This window comes from Pseudomonas trutticola BRTCR10 (assembly GCF_056155105.1).
Genome location: NZ_CM149552.1, coordinates 725,923 through 739,583 on the forward strand (window position 1 = coordinate 725,923; position 13,661 = coordinate 739,583).

The 13,661-nt window shown below is 60.9% G+C and carries 11 protein-coding genes; all 11 read right to left on the reverse strand.

Translation table 11 applies throughout. The features are described 5' to 3' along the window. Positions 1-114 precede the first annotated feature (114 nt). The gene (locus ACVVH8_RS03135; RefSeq protein WP_475228432.1) at positions 115-954 is read right to left on the reverse strand and encodes an urease accessory protein UreD; all 840 of its coding nucleotides are present in this window, start codon (positions 952-954) and stop codon (positions 115-117) included. 43 nt (positions 955-997) lie between these two features. Continuing rightward, a complete protein-coding gene (gene urtE / locus ACVVH8_RS03140; protein ID WP_122599494.1) occupies positions 998-1,696 on the reverse strand; it encodes an urea ABC transporter ATP-binding subunit UrtE in 699 nt (232 codons plus the stop codon). A gap of 142 nt (positions 1,697-1,838) precedes the next feature. Beyond that, positions 1,839-2,708, reverse strand: coding sequence for an urea ABC transporter ATP-binding protein UrtD (gene urtD / locus ACVVH8_RS03145; RefSeq protein ID WP_475228435.1), 870 nt, complete (start codon positions 2,706-2,708; stop codon positions 1,839-1,841). After that, the gene (gene urtC, locus ACVVH8_RS03150; RefSeq protein ID WP_475228437.1) at positions 2,705-3,784 is read right to left on the reverse strand and encodes an urea ABC transporter permease subunit UrtC; all 1,080 of its coding nucleotides are present in this window, start codon (positions 3,782-3,784) and stop codon (positions 2,705-2,707) included. Before urtC ends, urtD begins: the two co-directional genes overlap by 4 nt. Beyond that, the gene (gene urtB / locus ACVVH8_RS03155) at positions 3,784-5,286 is read right to left on the reverse strand and encodes an urea ABC transporter permease subunit UrtB (protein WP_475228440.1); all 1,503 of its coding nucleotides are present in this window, start codon (positions 5,284-5,286) and stop codon (positions 3,784-3,786) included. Before urtB ends, urtC begins: the two co-directional genes overlap by 1 nt. A 159-nt stretch (positions 5,287-5,445) precedes the next feature. Next, positions 5,446-6,711: an urea ABC transporter substrate-binding protein gene (urtA, locus tag ACVVH8_RS03160; RefSeq protein ID WP_103306105.1), complete on the reverse strand. Its 1,266-nt coding sequence runs from the start codon at positions 6,709-6,711 to the stop codon at positions 5,446-5,448. Positions 6,712-7,038: 327 nt separating this feature from the next. Beyond that, a complete protein-coding gene (locus ACVVH8_RS03165) occupies positions 7,039-8,049 on the reverse strand; it encodes a FecCD family ABC transporter permease (protein WP_103306106.1) in 1,011 nt (336 codons plus the stop codon). Next, positions 8,046-8,993 (reverse strand): ABC transporter substrate-binding protein, encoded by a 948-nt coding sequence (locus ACVVH8_RS03170; protein WP_475228442.1) that lies wholly within the window; start codon positions 8,991-8,993, stop codon positions 8,046-8,048. The genes ACVVH8_RS03165 and ACVVH8_RS03170 overlap by 4 nt, the downstream gene beginning before the upstream one ends. Next, positions 8,990-9,778: an ABC transporter ATP-binding protein gene (locus tag ACVVH8_RS03175; protein WP_315446359.1), complete on the reverse strand. Its 789-nt coding sequence runs from the start codon at positions 9,776-9,778 to the stop codon at positions 8,990-8,992. Before ACVVH8_RS03175 ends, ACVVH8_RS03170 begins: the two co-directional genes overlap by 4 nt. Positions 9,779-9,947: 169 nt before the next feature. Further along, entirely contained in the window at positions 9,948-12,071 is a 2,124-nt protein-coding gene (locus tag ACVVH8_RS03180; protein ID WP_475228445.1) for a TonB-dependent receptor, read from the reverse strand. A 150-nt stretch (positions 12,072-12,221) separates the two neighbouring features. Then, a complete protein-coding gene (locus ACVVH8_RS03185) occupies positions 12,222-13,601 on the reverse strand; it encodes a PepSY-associated TM helix domain-containing protein (RefSeq protein ID WP_475228447.1) in 1,380 nt (459 codons plus the stop codon). Between the last annotated feature and the right edge of the window lie 60 nt (positions 13,602-13,661).

The window sequence follows — 13,661 nt, forward strand, 5'->3', positions numbered from 1 at the left end:
TGATTGTGTTAGCCGGTCCAGTCAGCAAAGTTGTTTGAGATAACAAAATTCTTTTCATTCGACTCGGTCAGGCTCCCTCTCCCTCCGGGAGAGGGCGGGGGGTGAGGGTCGCTTTCAGGTGCTCCAAATTCTCGGTGACACCGCCTCGCGAGCCAGCAGCACCGGGCGTAGCAATCGCCATAAATCGATGAGCCAGCCACGAGCCAACAGCGCTTCACTGGCCAGGCATCGGGCGACCAGCAAACCCGGCAACTGGGTCAGATCCCCGCGTACTTGGTGATTCAGCGAGCGACAGCGCTCTAGCAGCTCGGCATCGATTTCCCCGGTAACCAGCAGCGTCGCGAACACCGGGTTGCCATCCAGGCCAATCGGCGAATCAAGCAAACCGTCGTCGCCGACAATGCGCTGACGTTCATGCCAGAGCAATCGACCGTCGCGACGAATATCCAGATGCGCTTGAAAATGCCCGAGGTCGAAGCGCTCGCCACTGGCCGGGCGACCCAGCGCCACCACGTCCCAGTAGAACAGCCGGGCGTCACCTTCCAGGTCAATCGAGGTGGTCAGTTCGGCCTGAGCGGCGCTGTAGACGATGGTCTCTTGCGGCAACCATTCCAGTGTCGCCCCGGCCGCTACCCGCAAGTCGAGCTTCTGATAAGCGGGTCCCCCGGCGCGATACCACTTGGCTGCGCCGGGGCTGGTGATCTGCGCCCAGGCGTTGTGTTCTACGCGGGCGCTGATATCCAGTCGGTCACCGCCGGCAATCCCGCCCGGTGGGTGGACGATGATGTGTTGGCAGACTTCGGGGCCTTCGGCGTACAGATGCTTTTGCACCCGCAGCGGGCCGAGGTGCCGACGCATGACCGGGCGCGTGCAGTGGTCGAAACGGGCGTAGGCCAGTTCCAGCTCGGCGTGCCAGCTCGGGGTAAACAGGGCAGGTGAAACAGTCGAATTCATGGTTTGTAATTATCGTTAGGAAGCTACAGATTAGTTCGTTGTACTAGATCGTTACCAGCCCGCGCACACCTTCGGCTTCCATATTTTCACCGCGCCCCTGCTGCACGATCTCACCCCGGGACATCACCAGGTATTGATCGGCCAGCTCAGCGGCGAAATCGTAGAACTGCTCGACCAGCAGAATCGCCATGTCGCCGCGCGCCGCGAGCTTCTTGATCACCGCGCCGATTTCCTTGATCACCGAGGGTTGAATGCCTTCGGTGGGTTCGTCGAGGATCAGCAAACGCGGACGGCTGGCCAGTGCGCGGCCAATCGCCAATTGCTGTTGTTGCCCACCGGACAGGTCGCCGCCGCGACGCTGCTTCATTTGTAGCAGCACCGGGAACAATTCGTAGATGAAACCTGGCACCTCTTTCGCTTCGCTGCCGGGAAAGCGTGATAAACCCATCAGCAGATTTTCTTCCACGGTCAGCCGACCGAAGATTTCCCGGCCTTGTGGCACATAGGCGATCCCGGCGTGCACACGCTGGTGCGGCTTGAAAGTGGTGATCGGTTTGCCCTCCCAATTCACCACACCTTCCTTGGCCGGCAACAGCCCCATCAGGCATTTGAGCAGGGTGGTCTTGCCGACGCCGTTACGGCCGAGCAGGCAAGTGACTTCGCCGACTTTCACGTCGAAAGAGAGGCCACGGAGGATGTGGCTACCGCCGTAGTACTGATGCAGCTTGTCGACTTGCAGCATTCTCAAATTCCTTCTGTTGCACACAGAACCCTGTGGGAGCTGGCTTGCCAGCGATAGCGGTGGATCAGTCGGCATCAATGCTGGATGTGTCGACCTCATCGCTGGCAAGCCAGCTCCCACAGTTTTGATAAGTGTTTGCAGTTCAGCGGCCGAGGTAGACCTCGATCACGCGCTCGTTTTCCTGCACCTGCTCAAGCGAGCCTTCGGCCAGTACGCTGCCCTGGTGCAACACGGTGACGTGGTCGGCAATCGAGCCGACAAAGCCCATGTCGTGTTCCACCACCATCAACGAATGTTTGCCGGCCAGCGACTTGAACAGCTCGGCGGTGAATTCGGTTTCGGCGTCGGTCATGCCGGCCACCGGTTCGTCGAGCAGCAACAGTTGTGGGTCCTGCATGAGCAACATGCCGATTTCCAGAAACTGCTTTTGGCCGTGGGACAACAGGCCCGCCGGGCGGTTGACCGAGGTGGCCAGGCGAATCGTCTCCAGCACTTCGCTGATGCGATCCTTCTGCTCGCCGCTCAGGCGAGCACGCAAACTGGCCCACACCGATTTGTCAGTCTTCTGCGCCAGTTCGAGGTTTTCAAACACGCTCAAGGCCTCGAACACGGTGGGTTTCTGAAACTTGCGACCGATGCCGGCTTGGGCGATCTGCACTTCGCTCATCTGCGTCAGGTCCAGCGTTTCGCCGAACCACGCCTTGCCGTGGCTGGGGCGAGTCTTGCCGGTGATCACGTCCATCAGCGTGGTTTTACCCGCGCCGTTGGGGCCGATGATGCAGCGCAATTCGCCGACGCCGATGTACAGGTTGAGATTGTTCAACGCGCGGAAACCGTCAAAGCTGACGCTGATGTCTTCCAGGGTCAGGATCGTGCCGTGGCGGGTGTCGAGCCCCGGGCCGGCGCTTTGGCCGAGGCCGATGGAGTCGCGGCTGGTGCCGGCATCCTTGTTCGGTTCGACGGGGAAAAAGGCGGGTTCCAGCATGAATTCGGCGCTCGCTGTCACTCTCATTGCTCACCTCGTTTCTTCAGCAGGCCAATCACGCCTTTGGGCAGGTACAGCGTCACGACGATGAACAGCGCGCCGAGGAAGAACAGCCAGTATTCGGGGAAGGCCACGGTGAACCAGCTCTTCATGCCGTTGACCACGCCGGCCCCGAGCAGGGGACCGATCAAGGTGCCGCGACCGCCGAGGGCGACCCAGACTGCCGCTTCGATGGAGTTGGTCGGTGACATTTCACTCGGGTTGATGATCCCGACCTGCGGCACGTACAGCGCCCCGGCCAAGCCGCACAGGACGGCGCTCAACACCCAGACGAACAGCTTGAAACCGCGCGGATCGTAGCCGCAGAACATCAAGCGGTTTTCCGCATCGCGCAGCGCGGTCAGCACCCGACCGAACTTGCTCTGCGCCAGACGCCAGCCGATGAACAGACTGGCCACCAGCAGCAATACCGTGGCGAGAAACAGCACCGCACGGGTCCCCGGTTCGGTGATGCCGAAACCAAGAATCGTGCGGAAATTGGTGAAGCCGTTGTTGCCGCCAAATCCGGTTTCGTTGCGGAAAAACAGGAGCATGCCGGCGAAGGTCAGGGCCTGGGTCATGATCGAGAAATACACGCCCTTGATCCGCGAGCGGAAGGCGAAAAAGCCAAACACCAGTGCGAGCAATCCCGGCGCCAGCACCACCAGACACATGGCCCAGACGAAGCTGCTGGTGCCGGTCCAGTACCACGGCAGCTTAGTCCACGACAGGAAGGTCATGAACGCCGGCAAACCATCACCGGCGGCCTGACGCATCAGGTACATGCCCATCGCATAACCGCCGAGCGCGAAGAACAACCCGTGGCCCAGGGACAGCAAACCGGCGTAACCCCAGACCAGATCCAGCGCCAGAGCGACGATGGCGTAGCAAAGAATCTTGCCGACCAGTGTCAGGGTGTAGGCCGAAATATGCAGGGCACTTTCTGCCGGTAGCAAGGACAACAACGGCAGGGCGATCAGCAGGGCAATAATCACCGCGCCGACCGCGATCGTGACTTTTGGCCCGGCCTTTTGCGTGGCCGTGACTAACAGAGGCTGGTTCATCAGTCGATCACCCGTCCTTTCAGTGCGAAGAGGCCTTGCGGACGTTTCTGGATAAACAGAATGATCAGCGCGAGGATCAGGATCTTGCCGAGCACCGCACCGATCTGCGGTTCAAGAATCTTGTTGGCGATACCGAGGCCGAACGCGGCGAGCACGCTGCCGGCCAGTTGACCGACCCCGCCCAGCACCACCACCAGAAACGAGTCGATGATGTAGCTCTGGCCCAGATCCGGGCCGACGTTGCCGATCTGGCTCAGCGCCACGCCGCCGAGGCCGGCGATACCTGAACCGAGACCGAAAGCGAGCATGTCGACACGCCCGGTGGGTACGCCGCAGCAGGCGGCCATGTTGCGGTTCTGGGTGACGGCACGAACGTTGAGGCCCAAGCGGGTCTTGTTCAGCAGCAACCAGGTCAGCACCACCACAAACAAGGCGAAGGCGATGATGACGATGCGGTTGTACGGCAGCACCAGGTTCGGCAACACCTGAATCCCGCCGGACAGCCACGCCGGGTTCGCCACTTCAACGTTCTGCGCGCCGAACAACAAGCGCACCAATTGAATCAGCATCAGGCTGATGCCCCACGTCGCGAGCAGGGTTTCCAGTGGTCGGCCGTAGAGGTGACGAATCACCGTGCGCTCCAGCGCCATGCCGATGGCTGCCGTGACGAAAAATGCCACCGGCAAGGCGAGCAGCGGATAGAACTCGATGGCCTGCGGTGCATAACGCTGGAACATCAGCTGCACGACGTAGGTCGAGTAGGCGCCGAGCATCAGCATCTCACCGTGGGCCATGTTGATCACCCCAAGCAAGCCAAAGGTGATGGCCAGACCGAGCGCCGCGAGCAGCAGAATCGAACCGAGCGACATGCCGCTGAAGGCTTGGCCGAGGATCTCGCCGATCAACAGTTTGCGTTTGACCTGGGCGAGGCTGGTTTCGGCGGCAGTGCGCACGTTGGCGTCGGTTTCGACGCCGGGTTCGAGCAAGCCTTCGAGGCGCGTACGTGCCAGTGGATCGCCGGTTTCGCCGAGCAGACGCACGGCGGCGAGGCGCACGGTCGGGTCGCTGTCGACCAATTGCAGATTGGCCAGCGCCAAACTCAGGGCGGCGTGAACGCTCTCGTCTTTTTCGCCAGCCAGTTGCTGGTCAAGGAATTTCAGCTGCGCGGGTTTCGCGCTTTTCTGCAATTGCTGCGCGGCAGTCAGACGGATTTTGGCGTCGGCGGCGAGCAATTGGTGGCTGGCCATGGCAGTGTCGATCAGACCCCGCAGGCGATTGTTCAGGCGCAGGGTTTTCGCTTGGCCGTCGACAGTCAGTTCGCCTTGTTGCAGGGCGTTGATCAGTTCGATACGGGCCGGGTCGGGCTGCGCGGCCCAGGCTTCGAGCAGTTTGGCCTGTTGCACGGGATTGGCCGCGACGAAGTCTTCGGCATCACTGGCGTGGGCGGCCATCGGCAACAAGAGTGCGATGGCGAGAAAAAAGCGGTAGATGGCAGTGGGCATAAAGAGTCGCCTTGCTTGGATTTTGTGGGAGCTGGCTTGCCAGCGATGCAGGCGACTCGGTGTACCTGTTGGACCGAGGTGAGGCCATCGCTGGCAAGCCAGCTCCCACAGGATCGGTGTCAGGCTCAAGCCCTTTGCTCAGGCCTGACAGCCAATGGCTCAGTTGCTCTTCACCGCATAATCCGGCTTCTTGTCATTGCCATCGATGAAAGGGCTCCACGGCTGAGCACGGATCGGCCCTTCGGTCTGCCACACCACGTTGAACTGACCGTCGCTCTGAATCTCGCCGATCATCACCGGTTTGTGCAGGTGGTGATTGGTCTTGTCCATGGTCAGGGTGTAGCCGGACGGCGCGGCAAAGGTCTGCCCGGCGAGTGCTTCGCGAACCTTGTCGACGTCAGTGGATTTGGCTTTCTCTACCGCTTGCGCCCACATGTGGATGCCGACATACGTGGCTTCCATCGGGTCGTTGGTCACCGCTTTGTCAGCGCCCGGCAGGTTGTGTTTCTTCGCGTAGGCTTTCCAGTCAGCGACGAATTTCTTGTTCTGCGGGTTCTCCACCGACTCGAAGTAGTTCCACGCCGCGAGGTTGCCCACCAACGGTTTGGTGTCGATGCCGCGCAGTTCTTCTTCGCCGACCGAGAACGCCACGACCGGTACGTCGGTAGCTTTCAGACCCTGGTTGGCCAGCTCTTTATAGAACGGCACGTTGGAGTCGCCGTTGACCGTGGAGATAACGGCCGTCTTGCCGCCGGCCGAGAATTTTTTGATGTTGGCAACGATGGTTTGATAGTCGCTGTGACCGAACGGGGTGTAGACCTCTTCGATGTCCTTGTCGGCCACACCTTTGGAATGCAGGAACGAGCGCAGAATCTTGTTGGTGGTGCGCGGATAGACGTAGTCGGTGCCGAGCAGGAAGTAGCGCTTGGCGCTGCCGCCTTCTTCGCTCATCAGGTATTCAACCGCCGGGATCGCTTGCTGGTTCGGCGCGGCGCCGGTGTAGAAGACGTTCGGCGACATCTCTTCGCCTTCGTACTGCACCGGGTAGAACAGCAGACCATTGAGCTCTTCGAACACCGGCAGCACCGATTTACGCGACACCGAGGTCCAGCAGCCGAACACCACGGCGACCTTGTCCTGTGTCAGTAACTGCCGGCCCTTTTCGGCGAACAGCGGCCAGTTGGATGCAGGGTCAACCACCACCGGTTCGAGCATCTTGCCGTTCACACCGCCCTTGGCGTTGATCTCGTCGATGGTCATCAGCGCCATGTCTTTGAGCGACGTTTCGGAGATCGCCATGGTGCCGGACAACGAATGCAGAATCCCCACCTTGATGGTCTCGGCGGCCTGGACAGTCCAGGTCATGCCCATCGCGGCAATGGATGCCGTGAGTGTGAAAGCCTTGATCAAACTGCGACGCTTCATTGTGCGATCTCCATGAACGTTAAAGTTTTTTATGGTTGGCAGATGCGGACGACTGAAGGGTGTTTTGCAAGGGCTGTGCCCGGTCGGGGACGGGCAGGAAAACGTCGGTTTAGAGCGGTTGTGCGCGGTCGCGATGCACCATGAAGGAACGCGGAGGGAGCGTTGGTGCAGGCGGCCGCGCCAGATTGGGGCGCGATTTTACGCTCACTACAAATCAAATGTGGGAGCGAGCCTGCTCGCGAATAGATCGTGTCAGTCAACATCACTGGTGAATGACACACCGTATTCGCGAGCAGGCTCGCTCCCACATTTTTGATCTGTGTTGGTTCAGCGGCGGCGCATCAGACCGATGAAAAACAGACCGCCGATGGCCGCAGTGGCGACGCCGATGGGCAGGTCTTCGGGGGCGATCATCGTGCGGGCGGCGACGTCGACCCAGATCAGAAACACGCTGCCCAGCAACACGCACGCCGGCAGCAATCGCCGGTGTTCGGCACCCACCAGACGGCGCGCAATGTGCGGCACCATCAGCCCGACAAAACCGATCGAGCCACTGATCGACACCAGCACACCGGTCATCAGCGAGGCGATGACAAAGACCCGCAAGCGCACCGAGCGAGCATTCAGGCCGAGGGTGACGGCGGTCTGTTCGCCGGCCATCAGCGCGTTCAATGGGCGGGCCATGCCCAGCAGCAAGATCAACCCGAGCAGCACGCTCGCTGCCGGCACCGCCAGCAACTCCCAACGCGCCAGCCCGAGGCCGCCGAGCATCCAGAACATCACCGCTGAACTGGCGCGGTGGTCGCCCATGAACAGCAGCAGATTGGCAATCGCCATCATCACAAACGACACCGCCACGCCGCACAACAGCAGGCGGTCACTGTCGAGCCGGCCCTGCCGACTGGCAATCGCCAGCACCACCAGCATGCTCAGCAGGGCGCCGATGAATGCGGCAATCGGCAATGTCAGCAAGCCGATGATTTCACCGACATGCAGTACCACGATCACCGCGCCCAATGTCGCCCCTGATGTCACGCCAAGCAGATGAGGATCGGCCAGAGGATTGCGCGTCACCGCTTGCAACACCGCGCCGATCAGCGCCAGACCGGCGCCCACCAGCGCGCCGAGCAACATGCGCGGCACGCGGATCAGCCAGACGATGTGTTCCTGCCCGGCGCTCCAGTCGACCTCGCCAATGCCAAGCGTCTTGTGCAGCAAAATCCGCCACACCACGTCCACAGGCACCCGCGCGGGGCCGAAGCCGAGCGACACCACGCACGACACCAGCAACACGGCGCCGAGGGCGATCAGCAGCAGGGCGTAGCGACGGTTGATCATTCGCCGTGGAAACCTTTGGCCAGGGTTTCCACCGCCAGCACGTTGTCGATCCCCGGCGTGGCCTGCACATACGGAATGACGATGAAGCGCTGGTTCTTGATCGCGTCCACCGATTGCAGGGCTTTGTTGTTCAGCAGAAATTCGATCTTCTGCTCGGCAGTGATTTCGCTGTAGTCGACGATCACGATCACCTGCGGATTATGCTCGACCACGGTCTCCCAATTGACCCGCGTCCAGCTCGCTTCCACGTTGTCGAGAATATTGCGCCCGCCCGCCGCGTCGATCAGCGCCTGCGGCATGCCGAGGCGGCCGGAAGTCATGGCGCGGTCTTCGCCGCTGTCGTAGAGGAAAACCCGCGGTTTTTCGGCGGGCAGGTCTTTGCGCACGTCGGCGACTTGCGCCTGCATCCGGGCGATCAGCGCATTGGCGCGATCCTGCACGTCGAAGATTCTGCCGAGGTTGCGCAGATCGTTGTAAGTGTCTTCAAGCGATGCGGCCGGGCGCTTCATCACGAACGCGCAGGACTCGGTCAACTCATACACATTGATGCCCAGCGGTTGCAGGGTTTGCGGGGTGAGATCGCCGCCGACGCGCATGCCGTAATCCCAGCCGGCGAAGAAAAAATCGACGTTGGCATTGAGCAGGGTTTCCACCGACGGATATTTCGCCGCCAGCTCTGGCAAACCGTCGAGCAACGACTGCATGTCGGGCGTCACTGACTTCCAGCCACTGACGCCGCTGTAACCGGCCATGCGCGACTTCAGGCCGAGGGCGAGCATCATCTGGGTCATGTTGATGTCGTGGCTGACCGCGTGTTGCGGCGCTTGATTGAAGGTCACTTCGCGGTTGCAGCTCTGAATGGTCAGCGGGTACTTCGTGGCCTCGGCCAGCGCCTGGGCACTGCACAACAGAAGAGCGACGCAAAGCAGGGAACGCACAGTCATGGTCGGGTTATCCAGGTGATTCGCGGGTAGCCGTGAAGGGGGTGGGAGTCGATCAATGCCTCGACGCCGAAAACCTCGCGCAGCAGTTCGGTGGTGAGCACTTCTTGCGGCGTGCCGCTGGCGACGATGCGTCCGTGGTTGATCACATAGAGTCGGTCGCAGAAAGCGGCAGCGAGGTTCAGGTCGTGAATGCTGGCCAGCGTGCCGATTTGCAGACGTTTGACCAGTTGCAGCAGTTCCAGCTGATAACGCGGGTCGAGGTGGTTGGTCGGCTCGTCGAGGATCAGCAGTTGCGGTTGCTGGGTCAGGGCGCGGGCAAGAATCACCCGCTGTTTTTCACCGCCGGAAAGGGTGGCGAAGGCGTGGTCTTCGAAGCCTTCGAGGCCTACCGATTTGAGCGCCTGGGTGGCAAAGTTGCGGTCCTCGAGGGTTTCGCCATCGAACAGACCCTTGTGCGGCGTGCGGCCCATGGCGACGACTTCTTCGACGGTCAGGCCGAAGGCGTCGGGAAATTCTTGCAGGACCACGGCGATGCGTTGCGCGCACCAGCGCGAGGACTGCTTCCACACGTTGTGGTGATCGAGACTGACCTCACCGCTTTCCGGTTGGCTGAAGCGGTAGGCGCAGCGCAACAGGCTGGTCTTGCCGCTGCCGTTGGGACCGATCAGCCCGACGAACTCACCGGCAGCCACTTGCAAGGAGGCGTCACGCAGCTGGAACTGGTGATGGCAGTGGCCGTGGCCCAGCGGTGTCCAGGCGAGGTTGGTGAGGGTCAGTGAGGTCATTACTTTCCTGATTTCAGTAGCATTTGTGGCGAGGGGATTTATCCCCGATCGGCGTCGAAGCCGTCGTAAATCGATGAATACGGTCTTCTGATAAACCGTGACTACAGGTTTGGGACCGCTGCGCGGTCCATCGGGGATAAATCCCCTCGCCACAAGAGTGTTTCCGCTTTTAAAAGGTGTAATCAGCCGTGACAAAGAACGATCTCGGCTCACCGAGTATCCACTGCTGGCCCTCATTGTATTGGCTTTGTGCGTACTGGCGGTCAAACAGATTGTTCACCTGCAAGCCCAGCGTGGTGTTGCGCAAGGCTTTCCACGACAGGGTCGCATCGACCACGGTGTAACTCGGCAGCTCATTGCGGTTGGCCATGTCGGCGTAACGCGCATCGACATAACGCAGACCCGCGCCGGCTTTCAGGTCATCGCTGAGGTTTTTGTTCAGCCACAGATTGGCGGTACGACGTGGCACATCCACCGGACGGTTGCCGTTGTACGACAGGGTCTGACCATCAACCACCTCGGAAAAATCGTCATACCTGGCCTTCACGATCGCCGCGTTGGCTTGCAGTTGCCAGGCGTAGGGCAATTGCAGATCGAGGCTCGCTTCCAGGCCGTTGGATGACTGCTGGCCTACCTGTTGCTTGAGCGTCGGGTTGCCCGGGTCGTCCGTCAGCAGTTTCTTTTTGACGATGCGATAGGCCGCCAGCGTGAACTCGCCGCGCTGATCCCAGAACAACTGCTTGAGGCCGATCTCGGTCTGGCGGGCGGTCGACAAATCGTACTGCTGCTGATTCGGACTAAGGGAAATCAAGCCACCGATGCCATCGGTGCTGGTCGCCATCTGGCCGTAGAACGAAGTCTGCGGCGTCAACGCAAACACCAGGCCGGCCTTCCAGTTATTGCCGGTCAGGGTCCTGTCGCTCTGGCTACCATCGGTCAGGCCGTTGCGATCCACATGCACGTAATCGCGGCGCATACCGGTTACCAGCGACCAGCGCTCACTCAGCTGCGTGCGGTTTTCAGCGAACACCGACATTTGTCGGGTGGTGCTGTCGAACTGGTCGCGGTACGGATTGCTGCTCTCGAAATAACCCGATTGCGGGTGATGCAGATCCAGCGGCTGGCCGTTCGGCAACACGTCGTTGAATGGCGAGTTGCTGTTGAGCTGGAAACGGATACGGTTGTAATCGACACCGGTAACGGTCTGGCTGTCGAGGCCGAACAGTGAGTGTTTGAAGGTGAAGGTCTGGCGATCACCGACCTGCTCCTGCTTGTGGCCGATGCCGAAGTAACCGCTGCGGCTCAACTGTTGTGTGTCGGTATTGAAGTTGTAGTTCTCGGCGTTCTGCCAACGGCGCTGGGCCTTGAGGTAGTACAGCTCGTTGCTGGCGCTGACCGAGTCATTGATCTGCCATTCACTGGTCAGGCGCGTCCACTGATCGTTGTAGTGCTGCTTGTCGTCGCGCACGTTGTAGTTCTTGTCGCGCAGGCTGTCCTGCAACCGGCCGTTGATCAGCGGCGTGCCGAAATAGTTCTGCGGGCGCTGGTCGCCATAGTCATGGGCGAGGGTGAACGCCAGATCATCAGTGGCCTGCCAGCGCAGCGCGGCACTGATGAAGTCGCTGGAGGAATCGCCGCGATCGATCCAGCCGTTGCTGCGCAGACGATTGAGGTTGAGGCGGTAGCTCAGGGTGTCGGTCAGCGATCCGCCGCTGTCGAAGGCTTGCTGCTGGCGGTCGTATGAGCCGTAACCGACGCGCACATGGTTTTCGATCTCGCCCTCGAACGGCTTCTTCGGGATCACGTTGACCACCGCACCGGTCGCGCCTTCGCCGTACAGCACCGAGGCCGGGCCGCGCAGCACATCGACGCGCTCCACCGACCAGGTGTCGACCGGGAAGGTGACCGTGCCCATGCCGGTGTACATCCGGTTGCCGTCATACAACTGCATTACCGAACTCTGCCCGGTAAAACCGCGCGCCTGCAACGACGTGCCGCCATCGCCCGGCGTCCCGGTGCGACTGATGCCGGTGCTGCGCGATACGGCGTCCTGCACGCTTTGATCGCCACGGGCGCGGACTTGCTCGCCGCTGAGGCTTTCGACGCTGGCCGGGGTTTCCATGGCCGTCAGGTTCAGGCGCGAACCGGCGGTGGTCGGCGTGGTTAGACTGACAGCGTCCTCGTCAACTGCCGGCGCAGTGATGCTGCCGGTGGGCAGGGTCAGCGCTTGGCTATCGGCATGGGCACTGTTCATCACGAACAGGCAGAGGCTGGACAAGAGGTACTTGTTCATCGGGGCGGTGAATCACTTCTGCAAAAGAAAGCCCGCAGCTTTTGGCCGCGGGCAGAATGGCAAACAAGAGTTATACAGTAACACTAAGGGCTGCCGAATTATAAGCCTCGGCATTCTATAGAGCTGTCTAAAACGCGCATCTCGCCTGATTCATGATGAAGGTGAGGCAGATTCAGCTTGTCGACCAAATCGCGACAGCAACAGTCGATCCAGCAGCCACACCACCACCAGCGAAGCCCCCACCAGCGGAAAAATCACCGCCAGCGCCAGCATGATCACCACGCCGGTTTTCCACTTCGGCAAGTCATGCCGCAGCGGCGGCACGCCGAACTTGCCCTGTGGCCGGCGCTTCCACCAGATCACCACGCCGCTGACGGCGCTGAGCAGAATCATCAGGCAGATCAGCAGCACGACGATCTGGTTGAAGGTGCCGAACATCTTGCCTTCATGCAGCATCACGCCGATTTCCGTGGCGCGGGCCACCGTGCCGTACTGTTCGAAACGCACATCGGCGAGGACGTTGCCGGTGTATTGATCAACGTGGAGGGTCGCGTCGTTGCGCGGGTCATCGGCGAACACCGCGATGGTGAACACACCGGTGGCGGTGGTCGGCAAGGTGATGCTGTAACCCGGCTCGACCTTGCGCTGCATGGCGATGTTCTGCACGTCTTGCAGGCTGATGGTTGGCGCGGCAGGGCCGTGTTGCATGCCGCTGTGGGCCATGTGTTCGGCGTGGTCGCCGGACATCGGCATCGGCGTGTTTTCCATCGCCCATGGCACGGTCTGGCGCGTGGCGCTGTTGAGGCTGCGGGCTTCAACGTCGGAGGTCGGCACGTTGTCCCACATCGCTGCCGGGAACACGTTCCAGACCTGCGCGTATTGCTTGCCCCAGAAGCCGGTCCAGGTCATGCCGCTGAGTAGCATCACCAGCAGCAACGTCGCGCCCCAGAACCCGGTGACGGCGTGCAGATCACGCCACAACACGCGGCCGCGACTGTTCAGGCGCGGCCAGAGAATCCCCGCTGCCTGACCGCGTGGCCACCAGAGGAACAGTCCCGACACCACCAGCACCACGCCCCAGCCGGCGGCCATTTCGATCAATCGGTCACCGACGGTGCCGATCATCAATTCGCCATGGATGGCGCGGGCGATGGCTTGCAGATTCTGCTTGGCATCCTGCTCGCCGAGGATGTCGCCGTGGTACGGATCGACGAAGACATTCAGTTCGTGGCCGGCGTTGGTCACGACAAACTGCGCACTGCGTTCGGCGTTCACTGGCGGTAGATATTGCGTGACCTGGCCCTGTGGATAGGCGCTTTTTACCCGCTGCAGCAAGTCATCGGCGGGGACGGTGTGATGGCCGGCCGGGACGTTGAGCAGGCTGCTGTACATCAGTGAGTCGAGTTGAGGTTTGAACAGGTAAATGATGCCGGTCAGGGACAGCATCACCATGAAAGGCGCGACGAACAATCCGGCATAGAAATGCCAACGCCAGGCCAGGTTGTAGAAATTCGGTTTGGGCTTTTGCATCACGTTTGCTCCGCTTGGCTTGGATCTTCTAGTTGTTCATTCAGGTTGCTACACCGCATT